Origin of the sequence: Kribbella sp. NPDC049584 (assembly GCF_040675555.1) — a bacterium.
In the GTDB taxonomy this organism is placed as follows: domain Bacteria; phylum Actinomycetota; class Actinomycetes; order Propionibacteriales; family Kribbellaceae; genus Kribbella.
In genome coordinates, this window is the sequence record NZ_JBFAPF010000001.1 from 760,658 (window position 1) to 783,513 (window position 22,856).

At 68.1% G+C, this 22,856-nt stretch carries 21 protein-coding genes; 7 read left to right on the forward strand and 14 right to left on the reverse strand.

The window, feature by feature from the left end; all coding sequences use genetic code 11:
* Window positions 1–55 precede the first annotated feature (55 nt).
* From AB0J62_RS03810 to AB0J62_RS03820, 3 genes are all read left to right on the forward strand, one after another.
* Complete coding sequence (locus AB0J62_RS03810; RefSeq protein ID WP_363864080.1) at window positions 56–832, forward strand: hypothetical protein; 777 nt, start codon at window positions 56–58, stop codon at window positions 830–832.
* A complete protein-coding gene (locus AB0J62_RS03815) occupies window positions 829–1,521 on the forward strand; it encodes a hypothetical protein (protein WP_363864082.1) in 693 nt (230 codons plus the stop codon). The genes AB0J62_RS03810 and AB0J62_RS03815 overlap by 4 nt, the downstream gene beginning before the upstream one ends.
* A gap of 204 nt (window positions 1,522–1,725) precedes the next feature.
* Window positions 1,726–3,033 carry an ATP-binding protein gene (locus AB0J62_RS03820; protein ID WP_363864084.1) on the forward strand — a complete coding sequence of 436 codons (1,308 nt, stop codon included), beginning with the start codon at window positions 1,726–1,728 and terminating at the stop codon, window positions 3,031–3,033.
* Window positions 3,034–3,484: 451 nt separating this feature from the next.
* Here AB0J62_RS03820 and AB0J62_RS03825 read toward each other — a convergent pair whose 3' ends face one another.
* On the reverse strand, window positions 3,485–3,862 hold the full coding sequence (locus AB0J62_RS03825; protein ID WP_363864086.1) for a hypothetical protein: 378 nt from the start codon (window positions 3,860–3,862) through the stop codon (window positions 3,485–3,487).
* Between the two features lie 57 nt (window positions 3,863–3,919).
* Complete coding sequence (locus AB0J62_RS03830; protein WP_363864088.1) at window positions 3,920–4,957, reverse strand: ATP-dependent DNA ligase; 1,038 nt, start codon at window positions 4,955–4,957, stop codon at window positions 3,920–3,922.
* 536 nt (window positions 4,958–5,493) lie between these two features.
* Between AB0J62_RS03830 and AB0J62_RS03835 the strand changes: the two genes are divergently transcribed.
* Entirely contained in the window at window positions 5,494–5,928 is a 435-nt protein-coding gene (locus AB0J62_RS03835) for a hypothetical protein (RefSeq protein WP_363864090.1), read from the forward strand.
* A 64-nt stretch (window positions 5,929–5,992) separates the two neighbouring features.
* Here AB0J62_RS03835 and AB0J62_RS03840 read toward each other — a convergent pair whose 3' ends face one another.
* The 12 genes from AB0J62_RS03840 to AB0J62_RS03895 form a co-directional block, all read right to left on the reverse strand.
* Entirely contained in the window at window positions 5,993–6,901 is a 909-nt protein-coding gene (locus tag AB0J62_RS03840; RefSeq protein WP_363864092.1) for a bifunctional DNA primase/polymerase, read from the reverse strand.
* Complete coding sequence (locus AB0J62_RS03845; RefSeq protein ID WP_363864094.1) at window positions 6,898–7,131, reverse strand: hypothetical protein; 234 nt, start codon at window positions 7,129–7,131, stop codon at window positions 6,898–6,900. The genes AB0J62_RS03840 and AB0J62_RS03845 overlap by 4 nt, the downstream gene beginning before the upstream one ends.
* A gap of 182 nt (window positions 7,132–7,313) precedes the next feature.
* The gene (locus AB0J62_RS03850) at window positions 7,314–9,032 is read right to left on the reverse strand and encodes a DNA cytosine methyltransferase (protein WP_363864096.1); all 1,719 of its coding nucleotides are present in this window, start codon (window positions 9,030–9,032) and stop codon (window positions 7,314–7,316) included.
* Between the two features lie 454 nt (window positions 9,033–9,486).
* Entirely contained in the window at window positions 9,487–14,151 is a 4,665-nt protein-coding gene (mobF, locus tag AB0J62_RS03855; protein ID WP_363864098.1) for a MobF family relaxase, read from the reverse strand.
* Window positions 14,142–14,420: a hypothetical protein gene (locus AB0J62_RS03860; RefSeq protein WP_363864100.1), complete on the reverse strand. Its 279-nt coding sequence runs from the start codon at window positions 14,418–14,420 to the stop codon at window positions 14,142–14,144. Before AB0J62_RS03860 ends, mobF begins: the two co-directional genes overlap by 10 nt.
* Complete coding sequence (locus tag AB0J62_RS03865; protein WP_363864102.1) at window positions 14,417–15,919, reverse strand: DUF2637 domain-containing protein; 1,503 nt, start codon at window positions 15,917–15,919, stop codon at window positions 14,417–14,419. The genes AB0J62_RS03860 and AB0J62_RS03865 overlap by 4 nt, the downstream gene beginning before the upstream one ends.
* Window positions 15,916–16,686 (reverse strand): hypothetical protein, encoded by a 771-nt coding sequence (locus AB0J62_RS03870; protein WP_363864104.1) that lies wholly within the window; start codon window positions 16,684–16,686, stop codon window positions 15,916–15,918. The genes AB0J62_RS03865 and AB0J62_RS03870 overlap by 4 nt, the downstream gene beginning before the upstream one ends.
* Complete coding sequence (locus tag AB0J62_RS03875) at window positions 16,686–16,892, reverse strand: hypothetical protein (RefSeq protein ID WP_363864106.1); 207 nt, start codon at window positions 16,890–16,892, stop codon at window positions 16,686–16,688. The genes AB0J62_RS03870 and AB0J62_RS03875 overlap by 1 nt, the downstream gene beginning before the upstream one ends.
* Complete coding sequence (locus tag AB0J62_RS03880) at window positions 16,889–19,111, reverse strand: type IV secretory system conjugative DNA transfer family protein (protein WP_363864108.1); 2,223 nt, start codon at window positions 19,109–19,111, stop codon at window positions 16,889–16,891. The genes AB0J62_RS03875 and AB0J62_RS03880 overlap by 4 nt, the downstream gene beginning before the upstream one ends.
* Window positions 19,112–19,140: 29 nt before the next feature.
* The gene (locus AB0J62_RS03885) at window positions 19,141–19,656 is read right to left on the reverse strand and encodes a Pycsar system effector family protein (RefSeq protein WP_363864110.1); all 516 of its coding nucleotides are present in this window, start codon (window positions 19,654–19,656) and stop codon (window positions 19,141–19,143) included.
* Complete coding sequence (locus AB0J62_RS03890) at window positions 19,653–20,042, reverse strand: hypothetical protein (protein WP_363864112.1); 390 nt, start codon at window positions 20,040–20,042, stop codon at window positions 19,653–19,655. Before AB0J62_RS03890 ends, AB0J62_RS03885 begins: the two co-directional genes overlap by 4 nt.
* 122 nt (window positions 20,043–20,164) lie before the next feature.
* A complete protein-coding gene (locus AB0J62_RS03895) occupies window positions 20,165–20,398 on the reverse strand; it encodes a helix-turn-helix domain-containing protein (protein WP_363864114.1) in 234 nt (77 codons plus the stop codon).
* 112 nt (window positions 20,399–20,510) lie between these two features.
* Between AB0J62_RS03895 and AB0J62_RS03900 the strand changes: the two genes are divergently transcribed.
* The 3 genes from AB0J62_RS03900 to AB0J62_RS03910 all read left to right on the forward strand — a co-directional run bounded on the left by AB0J62_RS03900 (window position 20,511) and on the right by AB0J62_RS03910 (window position 22,688).
* Window positions 20,511–20,858: a GntR family transcriptional regulator gene (locus AB0J62_RS03900; protein WP_363864116.1), complete on the forward strand. Its 348-nt coding sequence runs from the start codon at window positions 20,511–20,513 to the stop codon at window positions 20,856–20,858.
* A gap of 151 nt (window positions 20,859–21,009) precedes the next feature.
* Entirely contained in the window at window positions 21,010–22,098 is a 1,089-nt protein-coding gene (locus AB0J62_RS03905; RefSeq protein WP_363864118.1) for a helix-turn-helix transcriptional regulator, read from the forward strand.
* A 17-nt stretch (window positions 22,099–22,115) separates the two neighbouring features.
* Window positions 22,116–22,688, forward strand: coding sequence for an HD domain-containing protein (locus tag AB0J62_RS03910; protein ID WP_363864120.1), 573 nt, complete (start codon window positions 22,116–22,118; stop codon window positions 22,686–22,688).
* The last annotated feature ends 168 nt before the right edge of the window (window positions 22,689–22,856 follow it).

Genomic DNA, 22,856 nt, shown 5'->3' on the forward strand with positions numbered 1-22,856 from the left:
GCTCGTAAGCTGCGAATGCCTCCCCCTTCTCGGCCGGCTGCCGTAGTTTCGTGCCATGGACACTTACGGTCGCGCGTCGATCCGGTTCATCCTTAACGGTCACCACTACGACCTGTCCCGCGAGGACGTCGCGAACCGGCTGACCGGCGTTGCGCCTGACACGATCCGCAAGCATGCCGTGAGGGTCAACGGCACATGGTTCCCCGTTACCCAGGCATTCGAGGTCGCCACCGGCGTCCCTCGATCGGAATTCATGTCCAACACCGCTCGCAGGCACCTGTCCGCACTCGGTTACGAGGTCGCCGGCGACCTCGTACCGCGAACAGCGCCACCCATCGCCCGCGCCCCTTACACTCCTCCTGCCACGCGGACTGAGGCGCCGCCCCGCGAAGCGCCTGAGACGTCGGCCGAGTGGCACACGGAGGCCAACATCCAGGCATCCCTCGTGACGGCGCTCGCAACCGACGGATGGCGGATCCTGTCGGTGGCCAACACTGCCACTAAGGAACACGGCATCGACGTGATCGCGGCGCGCGACAACCAGACAATTGGGGTCGAGGTCAAGGGATTCCCCAGCCGCGGCTACGCGGACCCGAACCGTGCCAGCGAGGTTAAGCGCACCAGCCCAAGCACCCAGGCTGGCCACTGGTACTCCCAGGCCGTGCTGGCCGCAATGCGACTGCGGGGCAAGGAGCCGAGCTGGCGCAGCGTCATCGCGTTGCCGGACTTTCCGCGCTACCGCGACCTGCATGCCGAGACGGCCGGATCACTTGCTGCGGCGCAAATCGAGGTCTGGTGGGTCGACCAGACCGGTACGGTACATCGGTCGTGACCGTGACACGTTGGTACGCCCGGCCACAAGGCCAAGTTCTGAACCTCAGGAAACGCCCACGTCTGGCCAGCTGGAACAAGGCGACAGACCCCGACCAGCTGCGGCTCCGGGAGTACCTCAACGACACCGCCGAACTGCTGGCGCCCTCCATGGTGGTCACCGGCCCCTGGGCGCTTCTGCTCGAGGTCGGCCTACCCGCCGGGCGCGACCTGCTCGACGCTGCCGACCTCGATAACTATGCCTTCCCCCTGGCCGCTCGGCTGCGCAATGCCGAGCTGGTCTCGGTCTGGTGCGCCAAGCGGCACGTCGAGACATCGTGTGTTCTCGTCGCACCCGCGCACGAGACGCCCGGACCCGGCACGACCTATACGGTTCGCACCACAGCCTCGGCCCAAAGCAAGGCCTACAAAGAGCAGGTGCGAGCTGCGGTGAGGCACGCGGCGCAGATCCCAGACGGGGCCGTGCATCTGCAACTCTCCTTCGTCGTCGGCCCACACCGCAACTGGCTTACCCTCTGGAAGCCCACCATCGACGCCCTCGAGCCACTCCTTGGCCGCACCCGGCCAGACCGGGAATGGCACCCTAGAGACGGTCGGATCACGGACCTTGGCCTTCACGTCGCCGGCGACCCCTCGCTCGGCCACGACGTTGTGGTCAGCATCGCCGCGGAACCAGCCCGCTCCACCTGAAGAGCCGAACCCCAAAGCATGTCGTGCCATCGCGGCGTCCCAGCGTGCGACCGGCAGCACGGACGATGCCCGTCGACGACAGAGTGCATGAGGCGAACCCAGATCGCCGCAACAGCGCTCGCTCGGCGGCCGTCAGACAGCATGCCTGCAGGGTCCGCTGGAAGAGGAAACGGCGGGCCTGGCAGCCTCATCTAGAGTTCGGCTGTGGCATCTACAACGCTCTACGACTTGCCTGCCGACGACGTCGACTACGACGCTGTACGCCGTTTTGTCCTTGAGGCCGAGGCAGCCAATCTCTTGACCGAGTCCCTGACGTTTGAGATCAAGGAGAAGCGCCACGGTAACAACGTCGTGGAGGCGGTGGCGGCGCTGAGCAACACTGACGGTGGACTCGTCCTCGTCGGCGTTAGGGAGGATGCTCAAGGCGAAGACAGACTCGCCGGTGTCCCCCGTTCTGAGCATGACACTCTGGTCACGCAGATGCGGGATACCATCCCTGGGGCGCTGCCCGAAGTGATCGCAGTTGCAAAGCCGGACACCGACCGGCTAATCGTCGTACTTCGAGTCAACGCTGATCGCGTACTGCACCCGGTGCTCGTCAAGGGAAAGGCTCTATACCGGATCCCTGGCGCGTCAGTCGCCGCCGACCGCCAGCGGCTGCTCGACCTTGTCGCCCGAGACCACTCTGGTAACGCGGAGAACGTATCCGCAGACTATGCCTTGACGGCGCCGTCAGAGCTCCCCCTCTGGCCAGACGCGGACGGTGCTGTGGCTACAGTGCGTGTAGCAGGCGGACTGAGGTTGCCGCGCCGCATCCTGGACCGTCAATGGCTAACGTCATCCGCAAGAGCGGCGGCCCTCGATGCACTGCAGGAATCTTCGTTGCCGGACACCGTCTGGGGGATCGCGCCGGCTCTCCGGAGCATGAGCTTGCCCACGCAATGGCACATCACGGAAGCCCGCTCGAGAACTGTCAAACTCCAGGCACCGGAAGTAGATCAAGTACTCGGCAAACCAGCGACGGTCTTGACCGCCGGCGATACGCCGGTGCAGGCTTCGGCATTCATCCAGCTCGCCGGACGCAACTTGTCAGCTCTCGTCGGGCTGCGTTGGCTCCCCCGCGGCCCGGCAGTTCCCCAGATGGCGATTGAGAACTTGCGCTCCGCATTGCTCGCTGGCCTCTTGGCCGTGTCCTCGACATGTCAGGCGGTCGCGCACGCTCTGGACGCGGAAGAGCCAACCGAGCTCGCCCCGTGGGAGGCCTGGCTCCAACCGCGCCAGGAACTTCGGGTGTCAAGCGTACTCAGCACCGATCCTTTCCCGAAGGACGGTGACCAGCAATTGCACGGGGGCTACTTCGCACGATCACGAACGCTCGACAACTCGGTTGAGCATCTCGACGCCTTGGCTCGGAGTTGGGTCACGGTCCTCCTTCTAGACATGGGTGTAAGGGACTTCGAGCCGTGGCTCGATGCGCTTCCGCTACCGGAGTGGGCAGAACTCGAGGGCTAAGTTGGGGCGGCGGTCGCCGCCCAGCTTCATTGGTGCACCCGGAGTCATGCCACCGGGCTGTGGATAACTCCCGAGCCGGCCAGGTAATCCCTGCGAAACTGTTGAGGGTCGCCAGTCCCCGGCCCGGAGCCACCGGCGGGTGGAGCCGCCGCCCGCATGGCGTCGAGGCGGGAGGCCCCGTCGGCAGGCAGGCCCGGGACTGGCGACACTCAGTCGACGGCCGCGGGTGGAGGCGTTTTCCTCGGCCAGTCGTGCCTGGCGGTCCAGATCCATCGACTGCTGCCGGGAGTCTCCTGCCGGTACGCGAGCGGCCAGCCACAGAACTCGTAGGGTGTTCGCCCCATATTCTCCGCGGCGCGCCGGGTGTCTTCCCAGTCGGAGGCGTAGTAGACCATCCGGTCCCAGGGCCCACCGACCAGGGTGATGACGGACTCGCGCTGCGCCCCGGGCATCAGTCGCTGTTGTTCGCGTGGTTGGTCGCGACACCGTCGCGGCCGGGGGCTGGGCGGATGTCGTTCTGATCGATGAATGACACTCGGCCGTCGGCGCGCCGGACACGGCCGAGCCAGCGGCCCCCTTCATTGACCCAGGCGTCCAGCTGGCCGGCGCCCGGCGTCCAGGCATCGACTGTGATCGGTGGGTCGACGCGGCGAACATTCGCCGGGTCGCGCGGTCCGTGGACGGTGTACTGCAGCTCCAGGTCCGCGGCGAGCGCGTTGGCCTCGACCTCGGTCGCGCAGCGCCCGCGGTGACCGTTCACCGCGTTGTCCCACACCAGCCAGTCGTCGTCCCCGTTGTCCCCGGGCCGGACATTGAAGCGTCCCACCATGACCTCATCATGACATTAATCGAACTCATGTTCTAGTCGGGCTGCCTGCGGCAGCCTTCAGCCAACGGTCGGAAGATCTTCCGGGCGGAGATCGGCCCGTACCCGGACGAACCGCATGCCGTGACGGACCTGGCCGCCCTGCGTCGCGGCGTCGGCGCTGACCTCGGCGACGACGGTCGGCTGGACCTTCACGAGAGGCTTCTTGCTGTCTCGGCCGCCCCAGCGCTGCGAGCTGATCTCGTCGGGCCACGGGTGGCCGCGCTTGGCGGGTTTCAGAACCGCGGCGAGTTGGGCCGACTGTTCCGGCTTCAGTGGAACGGTGCGGCCGATCACGGTCAGCATGCCGTCGGCGTCGTACGCGCCGGCGATCACGACTTCCGGGCGGGTGATCGAGCCGAGTACGCCGCCCACGATGACTTCGCGGGTCTCGCGGTGCTTGACCTTGATCCAGGCGTCTCTGCGGCCGGGGGTGTAGCGAGTGGCGGCGCCTTTGATCACGAGGCCTTCGACACCCATCGCGTCGGGCAGGACCTCGAACCATTCTCGGGCCTCGTCCAGGTCGTCGGTGACGGGTGTCAGCTGCATCGGAGGTACCCAGGAGCCTGCGAGCTGCTCGAGTCGCTGCCTGCGGACCGTCCAGCGCTGGGTGCGCAGATCCACTCCCCCGCTCGCGAGCAGATCGAAGGCCGCATACGCGGCAGGCACCTCAGCGGCGCGGTTGCGCGCTTTCGCCGGGCTGGTCACGAGACGCTGCTGGAGGGCGTCGAAGCTCAGGCGACCATCCGCGCCGAGGACGACCAGCTCGCCATCCAGAACGATGCCGGCGGCCAGCTGCCGCGTAGCGGCGGTGACGATGTCAGGGAAGCGGTCGCTGATGTCGTTGCGGTTGCGGGTCCACAACCGCGCGCCGACACCGTCACGGACGATCGCGACGCGGTAGCCGTCCCATTTCACTTCGTAGCGTGAACCACCGGGTAGGGCATGCGTGCCGGGGATTTCATTCGCGGACTTCGCCAGGGCGACCTCGACGGGCCCGGCCAGATCGGCCGGGACATGCGGAGGCGGCGCCTCACGGCGTGGCTTGGCCGGTGTCACTGTCTCGTCTGTTCTCGCGCCGGCGGAAGGGCGGCCAGACCACGATGATCACTCGCCGTACCGTGAGCCGGGTGTCACGCTGTGGGCAGAACCGGTGGTGCTCCGGAACGTTCGCCCCGTCGCACTTCCCGCACCGCCACACGCCGCCCACGGCACCAGCATGCGCTTGGCTATCAGCTCATGTCGCCGTACGGCGATCGGTTCGGTGGCGAGAGGATGATTCCCTCGGCCTGCGCCTTGGACCGGATCGCGTCCTCGGAGCGGCCAAGCTTGACGCTCATCACTCCAACGGGCGTGTTTGCACCGGCCAGTTCACGCAACTGCCGGTGCTGGTGCTCAGTCCACTCTTCGCCGCTGTGACGGCTCGACTTCGCCTCAGCCACTGTGCGTCCCTTCTCCCGTCCGGAGTAGTTGCTTCTGGCATCCAGTACCCAGCCCGACACTCCGCCCCAGGCGATCACCCCGCTCTCCGGACGCCCGCGTCTCGACCTGACAAGGGTGGAAACTGTCGGCGGCTGGTGGGATCGTGTTGTGGTATGGAGCTGACTGCCCGGGATTTCGAGCGGATACCGCGGGGGAACTTGCACGTTCCGGTGCGCGAGTTCGCGCGGCTGTGGTGGACAGCAGAGAGGCGCGGTGATGCGGAGGAGGCTGCGGGACTTCCCGAGGACTCCTTCCTGACCGGTGTGCAGGTGACTTGCCGCTGGCTCGCGAATGCGATCGTCACGGTCCAGCGCCCGGGCGGGTCGGTGCGTCAGTGGGCCCATGCTCCGATCACTGATACGTCTGAGAACGCGTACGAAGAGTTGGTCGAGGTAGAGACTCAGGCCGCAGAGCGTGCAGTCGCCGTCAGCGCCCCCGGACAGCCGGGCTTCGAGGACGGCGCACTCGCGACGCTGGCGTGGGCCTGGCGTCGATCCGGTGTTCCCCCGATCGAGGTGGAACAGACTTCTGCCAAGCAAACTGGCTAGATGTGTCCGTGCCGGGATGGGCCTCAGGGAAGCGCTGAACGGCTTCCCTGAGAGCCCTTCGCCGTTAGGCGCTTCGTTGGCGTGGGTGGCGGGCGCCGGCGGTGAGTCCTGAGGTGATCGTGCGCTCGGCTTCGGCGTGCGGTAGACCGATACGGGCAGCTGCCGAGAGAAGTTCGTCGCGTGCCGTGTGCTGGTCGAGCAGTAACGCGCCGGCGAGTTGGCCGAGTGCGAAGGCGGCGCGGTTGAGGGTGTCGTTGCGGTGGCCTGGCGTGGCGGCCAGAACGTTCTCGAGTTCCCCGGCGAGCGCTGCGAGGGTGTAGGCGCTGGCGTTCCTCAGTGCACAGGTTTCGGTGGGTGCCTTGCTGGTTGGCGGTGGGGTGTCGAGGGCGTCGATGATCCAACCGGGCAAGGACTGCGGTGCGATGGTGACGGCTGCGAGGTAGCGGCCGTCGGAGGTGATCGATCCGGCGGCGACGACGTAGCCGCCGTGTCCGCGGGTGTCGATCTTCCATCCGATGCGGCCGGCGCTGTTGCCGAGTTGCTCGCCTTCGGGCTGGCGGTAGTAGAGGTGTTGTCCTCCCGACGGCGTGGCGACGGTGTACGTCGGGCGCACGGATTCATCGTCATGGTCGGCGGCCACGAGTGCGAGTACGTCGGCTCCGCTTGCCGCACCGCGCTCTCGCCACCGTGCGGGTACCTCGTCACTCGGGTCCTTGGGCTGGTCCAGGTCCACGACAAGTAGCCTTGACGGTCCGGCTGCGACGCCGATGTTGTACGGCGCTTTGCGCCACGTGCGGGCGATCGAGACGTGGTCGGTGGTGGCAGCGGCTTCCCAGTCAGCCACGGCCGGGGTCTTGCGTCCGGGCGCCAGCGGAAAGACCGAGAAGCCTTGGTCGGCGTGCCAGTGCGCGGCGCGGCTGAGCGCCTGGTGGCCGGCATCGGTAACTTGTCGCTGTGGCCGGGCAGTGCTCACGGTTCGACCTCTCTTCGGCGGGGGTGGACTCGTTCGCTGCGGATCTGTTGCGGTGCGCTCCGGTCGTCGTGTGCGGTGTTCTCGCGCAGTTCGAGGTAGACGCGGACGCCGAAGGAGCCGCGGTTGGGGTAGGCGCGGTCGCTGCCGGCGACCTCGAAGTGGCCGCGGAGATGGTCCACGAGGCGGGCGATTTCGTCGGGCTCTCCGGACATCCGGACCTTGATGGTCACCGGACCTCGACGGCGAGGTGGAAGTCGTTCGGCTGGTTGTAACCGGCCCCTGACGGATCGGCCGGGGTGGGTTGGTGTACCTGTGTCGCCATGGGTGTTCTCCTTACAAGGTTGAGTTTTGGCTGCTGGGAGGTGCCCGCCGGCGTGGCCTGCTCCTCGCGGCACCCCCGGGTTGTCCGGTGTCAGGCGTGGTCCTCGCGGTGGAGGACAGCGCGGAGACGGGATCCGATCCATTCGCCGACCGGTGGGCTGACGGCGTTGCCGTAGCCGTCGACCTGGTCGCGGGCCGATCCCCACACGATGTACGTGCCGCGGTGGTTGCCGAAGGTGACGTCGAAGCCGCAGCCACGGCCGATCTCATGGGCGGCCATCATGCGGAAGTAGCAGTCCTCGAGCCGCAGGTCGCGCAGGGTCTCGCGCCACTCGGCGGCCAGAAGCGCGGTGGTGTCGCGGGAGGTGAGGGTGCCGAACGGGTCAGTCGCCGGATGCGGCGCGGTCTCGGTGCCGGTCGAGCCGTTCTGCTTGTACCAGCCGGTGAACAGCAGTCCGGGAATCTGCTCGGCCGTGACGGTCGGCATGGCTTCTGCGTGAACCGTCGGCGTGGTGTTCTTCCGGAACGGCAGGACCCCGGTCGATACCAGGCCCATGGTCTCTGAGCCGCCCTGTGTCGGGAGCGGTTCGTCGACTCCTCGTCCGGTGCCTTGGTAGTTGTCGACGGCAAGCAGTACGGCTTTTTCGTGGGTAGCGGTGACCGTGTCCATGGGGAGGGTGATGTGCTGCCCGTCGCCGTTGTGGCGGTGAGCAACCATGACCTGGCCAGTGAAGGTGCCGGTGGACAGGATCGCGGTCTCCTGTTGGCTGGTCTGTGTGGACATCGGCTGCAATGGGTGGCGCTCGGAGCCGTGCGCGGACTTGGCCGGCATCAGCACCGCGGGGAACTCCGCGAACCGCTGACGGCACCGCTCCGCTCGCGCCATCGTGGCGGCGGCGAGAGGCTTTTCCCGGTCGCCGATGCGGGTGCCGAGGTTCGACAGGTCGAGCGCGTCCAGGCTCGGTGTGTAGTGCGGCACAACTGGCTTGCGGCACCGCTCGCAGCGGTACTCGTACTGCTTGCCGTAACGAACCGAGCCGGTGGCTGGGATGCCGGTTTTCCACGCCTGAAAGGACTTCTCGACGGTCTCGCAGTGCTTACACCACGCCAGCGGTCGGTGGTCCAGATCAGGCGCGGGGAGTGTCTTGTCCCAGAACACCCCGTACCAGCGGTCGCGGGACTGCCCGACCCCGAAGAACATCGAGTTCAGGAACAGGATCTTGTGGTTGTAGCCCTCGATGTCGAACTGCTTGAGCCACCACCGGTAGGTGGAGCCGTCACCGACCTTCTTCTTCCCGGGCACGAGCGGACCCCATGATTGGAGTTCGGTGGTGCACTCGACCAGGATCAGACGCGGGTGGTGCTTCTGGGCGTAGTGCAGAACGCAGTTGGCCGTCGCGCGGTCGCGCTCGGACCGTGTCACCCGCGCCTCGTAGTCCGGGTCGTCGAAGTTGAACAGGGTCAGGCCCTGCTCATAGGCCTTCTGCGTGTTGGCCTGCGAATGGTTCACACACGAAACGCCGGCGGCGAGGAGATCGCCGGGCGGCAGGTCCCGGGCATCGTGGTAATCGGCCGACTCCGGGTCGACGAGGTCGGCGATCCAGTGCTCGGTGCCAGGGTGGTTCGCCTCGTGCACCTCGACTTTGTACGGGTTGTGGTTCGCGGCGGTGATCACATCGAACCCAGCTCGCTCGATCCCCTGGCTCAGGCCACCGAAGCCGGAGAACAGGTCGACGGCGACGAGGGTGTCGTGCCGGAATCGCCGCCGTACCGGCGCTGGACGATGCGTAGCAACACGGGCCTTGCTCATCGCTTGGTCCCCTTACGGATCAGGCTGTTGCGCGGGTTCTGGACGGTGTAGACCTCAGGGCAGCAGTACGGCGAGCCGCACTTGTGTGACGTGGTGCACCAGGGCTGGCATGCAGTCTTGGACACGCCCTTGATTCGTTTGGTCCTCTTGGTCTTCATGGGATCTGTCGCCTCCAGCTGGTGGGCTTGTGTGACGGCAGCCCCGTCCTTTGGGGCCTGCCGGCAGCTGCCGTCTGCCAGGCCGCTAGAGGCTCCGAAGTCAAGGGGTTCTCGGTTGGTGGACAAGGAAATAAGCGAGCGCAGCGAGCGCCGCCGTCCTCCAGGCGAGAACCCCTTGAATTCGGAGGGGGCGGTCTGGCACCGCCCGCCAAACCCAGCCACAGAAGGCCTTTCGCCCGACCGAAGGTCGGGTTGCTCTCCCGCCCGCCAAGGGCGGGAGAGCCTGGACTGCGCTGTTAGTCGTCGTAGCTGCCGAGTTCCATGACTGGCTCGCTGTCCTCGGCTGTCTGTGCCTCCGTGGCGCCGCGGCTGATGTCGGCGTGCGGCGCGTAGTCGGCGGTGTGGTCGTCGTGATGCCACCGGGCGAGTTCTTCCTCGCGCGCGGCTTCGTCGTCGGACTGACGTTGTTCGGCTTCGCGGCGGTGCTGAATCTCGATCAGTGCCCGCTGCGCGCGGCGTACCGCCTCGGCGGTCTCATCCGCCGTTGGGACGCGTGGAACATCGGATTCCGCGACCTGTTCCTCGTCGGCGGCGACTTCGCGGATGTCGAGCGGGGCCAGGGCTTCGCGTGCGGCCTCCGACGCGACTTCATCGGGCTCCGCGGACGCGCGGATCTGCTCGCCGTCAACATGGTCGACGACGATCTCGGCGTCTGGGATCTCGTCCAGCGCCACGTTCTCGACGCTGCTCGGCAGCTGATCGTTGACGAGTTCAGCCTCTACGAACTCGTCGCCCGGTCGGGCGGTGGCGAAGTCCCGGGCACGGGCCTCGGCAACCTCGGTCAAGTCGTGCTCATCGACTACAGCCAGATCGCTGTGCGTTTCGTCGGCGTCGAGCCATTCCTCCGGTGTGGGTCCGTCGTCGGTGTTGTCGACGCCGCGGCTCTCCAACTCGAAGGCGGCGCGTTCGGCGGCGGCGCGGGTCTCGGCGGTGTGGGCGAGCCAAACGGCGCGCGCGTCGTCGGCGACCTGGAGTTCGGCGGCGCGGGCGTCGAGCGCCTCGGCCAGCGCTCTGGCCTGCTCGGCTTCGGTGCGCAGCTGCTCTCTGGCTGTCTCGTCGTCGCTGGCGTCGGCTTCGGCGATTCGGAGTGCAGCGGTGCGGCGCTCGCGCTCGGCGGCCTGCCGGGTGCCGGCGAGTTCCTCACCGACGTACGGCGGTGCCCATGCCTTCTCGCGCTCGTAGGCTCGGACCCGGACCCGCAGTTGGCCGTTCGACATCTCGGCCTCCGCGCGGTCGGCTTCCGGTTTGCCGAGCGCTCGCCACGCGGCGCGCCACGAGGCGTACTGCTCGACTTGGCCGGGTTTCGGCGGTTTGCCGAGTGCGTCATCGCTGGTCTCGTGGCCCATCACCTCGCGGTGCGCGGCCACGATGCCGGCGCGCACGGTCCAGGCGCTGCGCTCGTCCACGTCGGCGGCGGTTGGCGGTTCGCCGAACGCTTCGATTGCCCACTGGGGTCGCTCGTCGGCGACTTGCTCGCCGAGCTGCTTGCCGCGACGGTCGGCCTCGGTGGCGAGGCTGGACAGGTACGCCGACCACTTCGGGTCATCGACGTGTGGAAGCCGATCCGCGAAGCTGTCGCCGACCGGATCGAGGTTGCCGGTGACGTTCTTGATCCGGTCTTGGATGACATGGCTGATCTTGCGGGCGTCGTGCAGTGAACGCTGCTGGATCGCGTCCGTCAGGACCTGGCGCGGGTCGTGCCCGGCGAGCTCGACCCGGCGCAGGAGCGTCTGGAGCGTTCCGGCGCCGTCCTCGACCGCCAGCTTCGTGCGCTGATCGGGCGTGAGCACCCCGGCGTCGGTCAGTTCGTCCAGCCAACTGGCAGTCCGGCCAGCGGTAGCAAGTGCGATCCCGTCGGCCAGCAGTTCCGCGGGTGTGCGGAGCCGGTTGGCTTCGGCGGCGTCCTCGGCGGCAGTCTGCAACGCCGACAGCTGCGGGTCGTCCATGTCGAATGCGCCTCGCAGCACCGACAGGGCCGTCCGCTTCTCTGCGGTGCTGGTTTCGCCGTACTCAGCTTCCTTGGCCAGCGACTGGGTGACGACGTGCGCGGTGTTCGCGACCCGGCCCCGGGTCATCGCGACGTACAGCGCGTACACGGATGTGTTCTGGGTGGCGACCAGGTGGCTGGAGTCCACGGTCAGGCCTTGGGAGGAGTGGACGGTGGCGGCGTAGGCCAGCGACACCCAGTCCTGGACGTACTGCGCGGGCAACACCATGGTTTCGCCGGGCACGGGTTGACGGGTGCCGCGGATCAGCGGCGCGACCCGCAGGCTGCCGTCGTCCAGCACCTCGACCACTTTGAACTCGTCGCGGTTGAACGCGGCCCGCTTGTTGCCGTGGTAGCCGTTGAGGTGCCACGCGTTGAGCCGGGTCTGGATCAGGTCGCCGGCGCCGACCCGGTTGCCGGTCGAAGACAGCCAGGCGGTGCGCTCGTCGTCCACCTGGCCGTACCCGACCAGCCGGGCACGTAGCTGCGCGGACAGCTCGGCGGCCTGGGCGTTGGTGTCCACGATCAGCAGGGCGTGGCGCCCGTTGAGATGGTCGGCCAGCCACGCGTCGGCCGCGGACCGTTGCGCGGCTTCGAGGTGGCCGCCGTCGAGGATGCGGCCCTGCTTGTGGTACTCGCCCAGCACCGATTCGTCGCCCTCGCGCAGCCGCAGCGACGCGGGGCCTTCCCATCCGGCGGTGAAGCGGCGGGTCTCGCTGAGCTCGTGGTGCAGCGCGTTGGCGGTGACCAGCCGCATGCCGCCGCCGGCGCCGACCGCGGCGAGCTGACGGTGGTCACCGACCAACAGCAGCTTGGCGCCGGCGGCGTCACAGTACGTCTGGATCTGGGCCAGGTCAGTGGTGTTGGCCATCGCGGACTCGTCCACGACTACCAGGTCGCCGTCGCGCAGCGCCCACGCCTGGTCCTCGGTGGCGGCCGAGCCGTCGGCGAGCCCCTGCTGGGTCATCAGCCACCGGGTGATGTTCTTCGCGGTGACGCCGTCGGCGGCCAGCACTTCGGTCGCGACCTGGGACGCCGCCAGCCCGACCAACCGGCGCTGCTGTCCGCCCCACAGGCTCGGGTCTTCCCACGCTTTCGCGAGCGCGCCGACGACGCGGGACTTGCCGGTGCCGGCCGGGCCGACGAGCGTCTCGACCCTCGCCCCGGAGGTGAGAACGCCGCGCACCGCGGCCTCCTGATCGGCGCCAAGCTGGAGACCATCGGCAGGCAGCCGCTCCACGAACGCCTGAGCGCACGGCGGGCTCATCGCGGCAGCGCCACGGGCGTAACCGGACGCGGCGAGCTGCCGTTCGGCCTTGACGTGATCCGGGGTCACGTACCGGGTCGCGCCCGGTGCGGCGTATGCCGACGAGCCATCGCCGCGGCGGAGCTCGTCCGGCAGCGCCGCGAGCTCGTCGGGACTCTGGCCGGGCCGATCCGCGTCCACCTGCTGCGCGAGCTTGAGGCCGCGCTCGGTCAGCCGGTCCAGCAGCCGCTCGATCCTGGCCGGGCGCATGTTGCCGAGATTGTCGGGCAATGCGTCGCTGATCGCCCGGGTCAGGTCCGCAGCGCGCCAGGTCGCCTGCTTGGACTGCACCTCGGCCAAGGCCGTCTCAAGCACCTTGGCCGGGTTGATCCGGCCGGGCAGCCACTGACGCTGCTGCAACGCGAGCACATCGCGGGCGACCTTGCCGAGTCCCCCGCGGACCTCGGCGCGCAGCTGACGGTCCCACCGCTCCAGGCGCTGCTCGACGGTCTCACCGGTGTGCGACTTGGCCTTGCGGGTCGCCAGCGACGCCTGCTGCTGGATGTAGGCCAGCTCCAGGTTGTTCGGCTCGCGACCCTTCTTGGCCTCGAACGCAGCCACCATCGGCGCGGTCTTCTTCGTGATCGCCTTGCGGCGCGAGGAGAACAGGTCCATCACGGCCTGGTCGATTCCGACGATCTCGCGGGCCTTGCCATCGGGGCGGGTCTTGAACTGCACGCCGAGTGCCCTGATCAGGTGCTGTTCCATGACCCGCTCGCCGACGGCCGCAGCCGCGGGCTGAACCCGGTGCAGCGCCTTGGAGTCGACCGTGCGCCACTTGCCGTCCGGTCCCTGCACGCGGTTGAGGATCGCGTTGTGGATGTGCAGCTGTGGGTCGTGCTCGCGGCTGTCGTGCTGGAAGAAGGATGCGATCGTCCAGCCGTGCGCGTCGGCCCAGCGGCCGGACGCTCCCCCGAAGTGACCGACGCGAGTGTAGCCGGCTTTGTCCTGCAGGTAGTTCAGCGCAGCGCGGTTGCCTGCCCAGATCGCGTCCTCGACCGCCTGGCGGTGCTTGCCCCAGTGCACCGCTTCCCGCTCCGCGCGCTGCACCGCAGTGCGGTGCAGGTGCACCGCTGCCCGGTTGCCGGCGCGCTCGGCGTCGGCCAGTGCACCGCGCGCTCGCTCCGCTTCGGTGCGGGCCTGCACCTCCTGCGCCTCGAACGCGGTGTGCAGGACGGTCACCGACTTCTGCGGACTGAACGTGGCGTCGTGGAACGACACGTTCTTGCGCACCGCTTTGCCCGCCAGTGCACGCAGTTCGGCGCGGCGCTCCGGTGATGCACCGGGCTCCTTGGCCAGTGCATCGGCGTACACCTGCTCCTCGGACTTGTAGTTGCGGCCGGTGTGGCCGAGGGTCTCGGCCTCGTCCCACCGCGCCGGGTCCCGGAAGGCATCGCTGCGCGGGTCGATGAACCGCTCGTACAGCGCGGTCATGTCCTGCGCATCGACCTCGCCGGTCAGTCCGAGCGCTTCAGCGCCCTTGCCGAACCAGCGCCCGGGCGGCTCGCCGGCCGCGACTGCGCCGGTGTAGTAGTTCTCCCGGCCGGACGCGACCGCGCCGGTCAGGTAGTCGGCCCGGTGACCACTGCGGACACTCACTACAGCCATGCCGCACCCCCGAACTCAACCGGCGCGAGAGCGCCAGCCGCAGCAGGCGGCAAGCCGATACGACGACGCGAAGCGGAGTCGAGGCTCCATTTGATCGTGATGCCTAGGTGTGATCTGAGTTCTTCGTTCTTGCGCTTGGTCTCGCTGCTGCCTGCTGGCTGCTGCTGAATCGTCAGATCGCTCATCGGCTGGGTCGGCTTCATGGCGATCGCTGCGCGTCGATTGCTGAACTGATTGCTGGTCGCTGACTTCGTGCTGTGGATGCTCATCGGCTGCTGCTCGATTCGAGTTCGCGGCTGGAGTTTTCGTCGGCGGAGTTGTTGTCGGGTTCGTTTTCGCCGGTCTCGTTGACGAGTTGGCGTTGTCCACGGACCTGTGGAGCAGGTGAGGGCACAGTGGCGGTCTCAGCGGCGGTGTCTGTGGCGGCGGGCTCGGCCCATCCCGCCAGCTCCTGGAGGCGCTTGGCGCGGCCAAAGCCGACCGGCCGCCCGAAGGCTTCCTCGGTGGCGCGGCGGATCTCGCGCTGTCCGAGGGGCGCACCGCCGTGCTCTGCTGCGTGGCGCACCACTGCGTCGAGTAGCTCGGCGTCCGATGGTGAATCTGTCTTGCGCGGTGCGGTGTCGGCGGTCTCTGTGGGCTGGTCGGTGCGGTGCGGTGCGTGCACCGGTGCGGGTGCACCGTTCGGGGCGTCGTTGTGCGCCGGTGCAGTCGGTGCGGTCGGTGCGGTGCGGGCCGGGTGGTGCACCGGTGCACTAGTCGGTGCAGTTGTCGATGCGGTGCGGAGTGCACCGATCAGGTAGGCCAACAGCCACACAGGTGCGTTCGGCTGCTCGATGCGCTCGGTGCTGCCGGACACGTCAGTGGCGGTGGTCTCATGCGGTGTGCTTGGGCCGGTGAGTCTGAGCGCGGCCGAATCGACCAGCGCGAGCAATTCGCCCGGCGTGAGCCGTCCGCCGGCCGGAAGTAGACCTGCCAGTTCGCTGGCCGTCAGCAGCCCGTCGCGGATCGTCTGCAGTGCGGCCGTCCGGGCGGACCGGGCGGCGTCGAATGGCCACAGGCGGTGGCTCGGGCACAGCGTCGCCAGCCGGGACGCCATACGGACAACCTGCTGGACCAGTGCCCTGGCACCGGCCGGGTCGTCACCTCCGGTCCGCGACAGGTGCAGCCAGACGCGGGTCGTGATCACCGGCGAGGTGAGCCAGGTCAGCGCCGACAGCCGCGGTTTGGCGGGCTGCGCGAGCCGCAGGTGCAGCCGCAGCAGGTGTGCCAGCATCTCGACCAGTACGGCGTAGGCCAGCGGGGCGAGCGCATGCGCGAGCGCGTCGGCGATGCCGTGGGCGGTGTCGATGTTCAGCCAGACGGTGCCGCCGATGAACACGTATGTGGTGACGAGCGCGCCCGGGATGCGCCATCCGCGGGTGAGCGCGGCCAGCCGCAGGGCGGTGCAGGCCACGATCATGCCGTCGGCAACCAACGGCACCAGCGGGCTGTCGAACTTGGCCGACACGGCGCCGAACGAGCGGGCGCCGCCGACGCCGGCGACTCCGAGTGCCGCGAGGATCGCCACCGTGATCAGCACCCGCCGGGTCGTCAGCCGCCCGGCCTCGATCGCGGCAGCGACGGGACGGACCGCGCGCCGAGCTCCCCAGATCGAGCCGGTGAGGACTGCGGCGAGAAGCAGCAGTCCGGCGCCGCCGGCGGCGATCATCGGCCAGGTAACCGTGCCTGCGTCGAACACGCCGGGCAGGTTGAGAGACAGGGTGGTCATCGCTGGCCTCCAGCGGTGTTCGGTACGGCGGCCAAGCCGCGGTCGCCGCGGCGACCGCGCTTGATCTGCTCCGGAGTCGGGGCCGGGCCGTTGTCGTCGCGGGCCGTGGCCCACCAGGTCACGAACTGGTCGGCGTCGGCCGCCAGCGGAACGGTGATCGCGCGCTGCCCGGCGGGGTCCCGGTGGGCTAGCACGTCACACGCCGGGACGTACTCGCCGATACGGCGGGTCACGCCAGGCCGTTGCCGGTCGTGCCAGTCACCGACGAGCTTGTTCGACGCCTCCTCGCCCTCGTAGGCGGCAGTCCAGGCGTCCATCAGCCACAGCAGTTCCTCGACGATCTCGGGGTGCCACAGCCAGCACGGCGGAAGCGTCTCCTGCGCGGTCGCGTAGCGCAGATAGGTCGATTCCATCCACGGCAGCAGTTCGCTCAGCACGGTCTGCAGTGCGGCCTCGTCCTGCTCCGGCAAGCGGAGCCACGACCGCACCGGCTCCGCGTCGGGGCCGGCGTCGGCGCCTGTTCCCAGGCCGCGGGCGGTACTGGGCTTGGCCGCGAGCCGCGTCAGCAGATCCTCGAACGAGGCAACGGTGTTGCCGAGCGAGGCAACGGTGTCGTTCAGCCGTGCGACGGCGGTCTTGGAAGCGGTCTGCTTCAGACCCGCCTTCATCGCGGATACGTCCCTGGTCAGGGCCTCGACCGAGCGGGCGAGCCCGGCCACCGCGGCGAGCGCGGCGGTCCCGGGGTCCTTCTCGTCGTCGTACTGCATCAGTCATCTCCCTGGAACAGCTCGTTCATGTAGTCGTCCAGCCAGTCGCAGAACTCATCAGCATCGATCGCAACCAGCCCGGTCGGGCGGCCGCGCTCGTCATAGGCAGGCACGGCGCTCAGGCCGCGTCCCTCGACCTCGGCGCAGCCGTAGTAGGCGCGCAGTTCCGCGGCCGGTGATCCGTTGGTTGCCGTTGGCCACTTCATCGACGGACCTGCCGATCCACCGTGCGCCCAGTGCGAGCGGCGAGCCCGGCGCGAGCCTTGCGCATCGCGCCGGCCAGGCGCAGTCGGGCGACCACCTCACGAGCGGGGTCGTTGACCTCGAGCCACGTCAGCGCGGCATCGAGCCGGGCGACAGTGCGGCGGGCAACAGGCCCGGTGACGCGGCGCCGGGTCAGGCTTGCGCTGTCGAGTGTCGCGATGACCTGGTCACGTAGCCAGGCGGCATCGGTGAGCAGCCGGGCACCGGCCCAGTTCTCGAGTGCCGCCACCTGGCGGGCCGTCCACTGGACGCTGCGACGGTTGTGGAACCGCTCCATGCGCAGGTCGAGCCGGTTCCACGCCATCTTGACGCGCCCGATGGCGGGCGGCATGCCGCGGGTGATGATCAGCGCCTGCCCGGCGCGCAACTGCGCGACCTGCCCCGGAGTGAGGACCGGGACGCGGCGGTCGCTGATCGACACCCCGCCGGTGGTTCGGTCGCGGGTCGCGACCTGCTCCAGCCGCTCGCCGCACAGTGTCGACCAAAACTGCAGATCGTCGTCGTCGGACGTGCCGGCCAGGACGACCTTCGTGGTGACGTTGGTCAGAAGCGCGCCTGTGGCGGCCTCGCCGAACCGGTCCCGCAGCTGGGAGCGGGACTGCGCGGAGATGTGCAGCGTGATCCCCCGGGACCCGAAGTCACCTGTCCAGCGGTCCAGCGGGATCAGGCAGATCAGCGCGGCCTCGTCGAGCACCATCGTCAGCTGCGGGTCCAATCGGCGACCCGGCGTCCGGACGGCGAGCGTTTTGGCCTGGCGGGCGATGTGCGCTGTCAGGGCTGTGACCAGCGGCGCGGTCTTCTTGTCCTCTGCGCCGAGCAGGTAGACGGTGCCGTTTTCGGCCAGCAGTCGCTCCACATCGAACGGCACGCCACCCGGCGCCGCCGCAGCGGCAGCGGTCGGCACGGACAACCAGCTCAGCGCGGGCATGATCGTGGTGGAGATGCTGGAGCGGGTGCGCTCGTTGTTGGTGAAGAACTGCATCGCCTGCTGCTCGAACCCCGTCGCGTTCGCCACGCGCAGCTCCCACAGCGCGTCGGACTTGGCCTGGTCGTCGGGGTGCGCGATCCAGCGCTGAACGTCAGCCATCGTGTAGCCGCCGAGCGCGGCGGCGTGCATCAACGCGGTCAGCGCCTGCCGCGCGAGGTTGAGCCAGTGCTCGGCGTCGTCGGACTTCGCGCCGACCCCGTCGAGCAGGTCCGATGCGCGGTCCATCACCACGCCCGGATCGGTGCAGCCGGTCAGTGGGTCGAACGTGATCGTGGACCCGTCGCCGGTGAGACCGTCGGGGTCGAACACCCACACCGGTCCCCGCTTGGCGCGCTGGGTGCGGGTGATGTCGAGAATGTCGGTCTTGGTGGAGGTCGCGATCACCGCGCCCGGCGCGTCCAACAAGTGGTTCATCATCAGGCCGGTCTTGCCAGCGCGCGGCCCCGCGACGGTCAGCGTGTGATCCTCGGCCGAGGACCGGACCTTGACCCAGCCGACCGTGGCCACGGTCGCGCCGATCTGCGTGAGCGGCACGAACCGCCGCTTCCACGCCGGCACGTCAGCCAGCGACGGGCGCACGATCTTGGCCTTCTTGCGCAGCATCCGCGCCGACGACACCCGCCGCACATCCCACCCCGACGCCAGCCCGTCCGTGACCCGGCCGGCGCGGCCCAGGCGCCGCAGCAGGCCGCGCGAGCTGGACCGCGACCGCAACGTGAACCCCGCCGTGGTGAGCAGCACCACGGCCGCGGCCAGCAGCAGCTGCCACCACCGCTGCGACGCCTGCACAGTCGACGGCAGCGCCCGCAGCGCCAGCGCGGCGTAGCCCAGCCATAGCGCGAACGCGAGACCGCCGCCGACCGGGCGGTTCACCGCCACCACGCCCAGCGTGATCAGCAGCAAGACACCGCCGCCGATCACCCACCCGGCGACGCCGCCCGGCGTTCCGAGCCGCAGTCCGATCGCCCCGGCCAGCAGCACCCACAACGGGCCAGCGATCAGCGCGCCGTGCAGCAACCGCCAAAACAACAGCCCCGCCGTCACCAGCCCAACCGCGCCCGTCGCGGCGACCCAGTACCCCAACTCGGTCAGCGCCGGCGTCTTGCCCCACACGACCGCAGCCACACCCGCGGCCAGCACCACGCCCATGACGAGGGTGAACTGCGGAACCATCGCCCCCTCAGTCCGCGTCGGCCGCCGCATCATCGCGCACCACCGATCAACACACCGGCCACCGCGAACACCGCACCCACAACCACCGCGACAACCGACACCCGCAGCCACCGGTGCTTCGCCCACGCAATATCGGCCAGCCGCTTGGCCTGATGAGCCACCGCTACCAACGGGTCGGCCACCTTGTCCCGGATCATCTGCGGGTCGATATGGCGCTCGAGCAACTGCTCAACCGAGCGACGACGCACCGCGCCGAAGTACAAGAACTCCCCCGGCACCAACGCATCAGCCGGGCGGTACAGCCGCGGCACCACCACCAGCAACGCCGAACCCAACGCCACCGCCAACGCCACCAGCGCCAGACCGAACGCCACCCGCTCGACCAGCGGCGCGCCGTGCGACTGCGACACCAAGGTCAGCACGACCGCGGCGAGCGCGGTCTCGACGGTCGCGGCGAATCCGGCCTTCGTGTCCGCCTTGTCAATCGCCTGCGCAGCCGAGTCGTGCATCCTCCACGCGAGATCCATCGGCGTGTGATCGCTCATCGCGCACCACCCGCCGCGGGGTCGGGCTGCACGTTGGCCGCGTACGACATGTGCGCATGGAAGGCAGCCATTTCCTGGCAGGTGATCGCGGTGCTGTAGAACTCGATCGGCCCGAAGGCCTTGTGCACGGTGTAGCGGCCGTCGTCTTCGACCGGAACCTCTCCCAGGGCCTCGGCGACCTGGTCGACGACCCGGCATTTCGCCGGCCAGTCACCGTCGCCCGTGTAGACACGACCGGTCACGATCGGCAGCGACAGCTCCGGGTGATCCGCCACCCACGCCGCCAGCTCGAACAACCCACGGATCAGCTCCGCACGGTCGCACGGAACTTCCAACATCCCGAACCGCGGCACCCACTCCATGCCGGCCCGTACTGCGTCAGTCATGCTGTAGACCTCTCGAACTCGTTGCTGAGTGATGGGAGAACCGGCCCTGTTCTGGTTGGCGCCTGTGCGGGGCCGGTCTTGGTTTGTTCGCTGGACAGTCGGGTCTTGCTCGATGAGCGGTCTCAAGACGCCTCGACGCGAAACTCGCTGGCGGACACGACCCGACCGGTCGTCACCGCGGCCTCCGCCATCTGATCGAGGACCCTCGCCGGGATGATGAGGCGACGGCCGATGCGTACGGCCGGGAACGCGCCTGCCGCAATCGCTCGATAGAGAGTCATCTCGGCCATCCCTAGCTCCGTCGCAACCTCGGCGATCGTCAGCCACTGCCGCTTGAAGTCCGTTGCGTTCTGCATTGCTGCTCCTTTGAGAAGACTAGTCTGGACTAGTCTAGGCTAGTTAACTATTACCGACAACAGTTCGCCGCTAGACATGACTAGCTGACCTAGCGCGAACTACCGTTCAGCTATGAAGTTGGACAAGACCTCAACCAGCGCCCCCTATCTCCAAGTCGCGCAGGCGATTCGCGATTCGATCGTGTCCGGCGAGCTCAGACCGGGCGACAGGCTTCCGACGGGACCCAAACTCGCGAAGGAGCTAGGTGTGGCCACGATGACGGTGCGCCGAGCGATCGAACTTCTTCGTCGCGAAGGTCTACTTCGGAGCACCCAGGGAGTCGGAGTCTTCGTTGCCACTTCAGACATCAACGTTTCGGAACCACCAGATCTGGAGCAGCAAGTCAGAGAGCTGCGGGAACGCGTGATTCGGCTCGAACAGTTGGCAGCGGGAAAGGGCAGTTCGTCGGAACCTGAGTGATCCGCCGGGGCTGTTGTCGCTCTCGTTTCCACACGAACTAGTGAATACTGGTGGTGACCAGCGAGGAACTGACTGCTAGTGCGGGTTTCCCGACCCCGCGCGCGATGCGGAGGCGGCTGACGCGGTGGTGAGATCGCGAACCCTGACCGGCATGCAGGGTTTCCCGGACGGCCCGGAAATCGGGGTTGTTGCTGGGTTCCTGCTGAAGCTACTTCGAGGCTCGCTCGGGCTTACCCAGGTTGAGCTGGCCGAGGAGCTCGCCGTCGATGACAGCACAATTCAGGGCTGGGAAAGCGGACGCCGGCCGCTGTGCGCGCTGAGGGGCTCCGAGCTGCTCCGGCTCGGACGCGCCGTGGCTGCGCTCGGTGCACCGGTAAGCGCTGTCTCGATGTTGCCGCTTGCGGTCGAGGCTGACGAACTGCTTGCTACTTGCATCAACGCCGGCGGCGCGCCGATGTCCACTCGTGATAACCCACTCGGCCACGCCGTACACCGCCGAGACTTCGTCGCGTTCGCCACATGGCCCTTCACCGGAGTCGTGCCGTCCGCTGTCCGCGACCTTCCGCTGCCAAAGTCCCGCGGCCCGGCTGCGGACAAACCTCAGTTGACCGCTGTGCAGCGACAGTCGTTCTTCGACCAGATGTTGGTGTCTGCCGAGGCGGCAGACGAGCGAACACAGCTGATCCGTCGGCAAGCGACCTACATGCTGGGATTCGATACCCGGCCGTCGTCGGCCATCTGGCTGGCGGACCAGCACCGGCGCATCGCAGTCCGAGCGCTCGACATTCGCGACGTACCAGGAGGTATCGCGACACGATCCGCGAGCTTGGCTCTTGCTAGACAAGGAGACGTGGAACCAGTCCGACACTTCATCCAGGGCACCCTCTCGGAGAGCAACCAACTGTTGGGCGCGCTCACATACTGGGCGTACTGGTTAGGCGAGATTCCGGAGACGTACCCCAATGACGAGACGATGTTGACCTCAGGCTCGCCCCTTTGGTCGGGCCGTCGCCTGATTGAGCATCTGATGAGCCATCTCACAGATGCTAAGAACGCCGAGATGAATATTCACAGCCTCCTGGGCCTCGTCATGGCTCGACGCGACCTCTTGGAATCCAACTCGGCCCTCCGCGAGCGCATATTCGAGGTCGTCGACCGGGCCGACACCCCGGCCCTCAGCCGTCACGCTCGTACGGAACTGGCAAACTTACGATTCGCGGCTCAGTTGGCTGGCCGCTAGCGACGAAGGGCGATCACATGAGCGAGTCGTACGACGAGGAAGCGGCAGGCACCGCGGCGTTCGCCTACGAGATGGGCGTTCTCAAGCGGCTGCGGCGCTCGGGATGGTGGCACGCCGGCATCCGCGACCCCGAGTCGGTCGCCGAGCACAGCCTCCGGGTCGCGCAACTCGCCGCCCTGATCGCCGCAGAGGAAGGCGGCGACCCCGCTCGAGCGGCATATCTCGGACTGTGGCATGACTCCCAGGAGACGAGAATCGGGGATATACCTCATAGCGCGAAGCCATACGTGACTGCCCAGCCAAACGAAGCGATCACAGCCGACCAAGTCGCTGGGCTGCCGAACCGCGCGGCTCAGTCCGTCAGTGAAGCGGTAGCCGAGTACGAGGCCCAGGGCACAATCGAAGCGATCTGCGCGAAGGACGCCGACAAGCTGGAGTGCCTGATCCAAGCCGTCGAATACGGCGAAATCGGCGCGAAGAAGATCCAGGACTGGATCGACTCATCCCGCGCAGCGCTGAAGACGGAGTTCGCTATGCGCGTTGCCGACGCGGCCCTACGCACGTCGACGTTGGCTTGGCGGGAGTCGTAGAGAAACGCCTTAGCGCCACGGTCGTGGTTCGCGCAGTCGCAGTTGAGTGGCCGCACTGAGCCAGCCTCTCAAGTCTTGATCGGCTCAGTGCGCAGGCATGGGAGACACGATGGGGCGAAGCGATCCGCAGTCGGCGGACGTCGCTGCGCAAATGACTGTTCTCAGCGC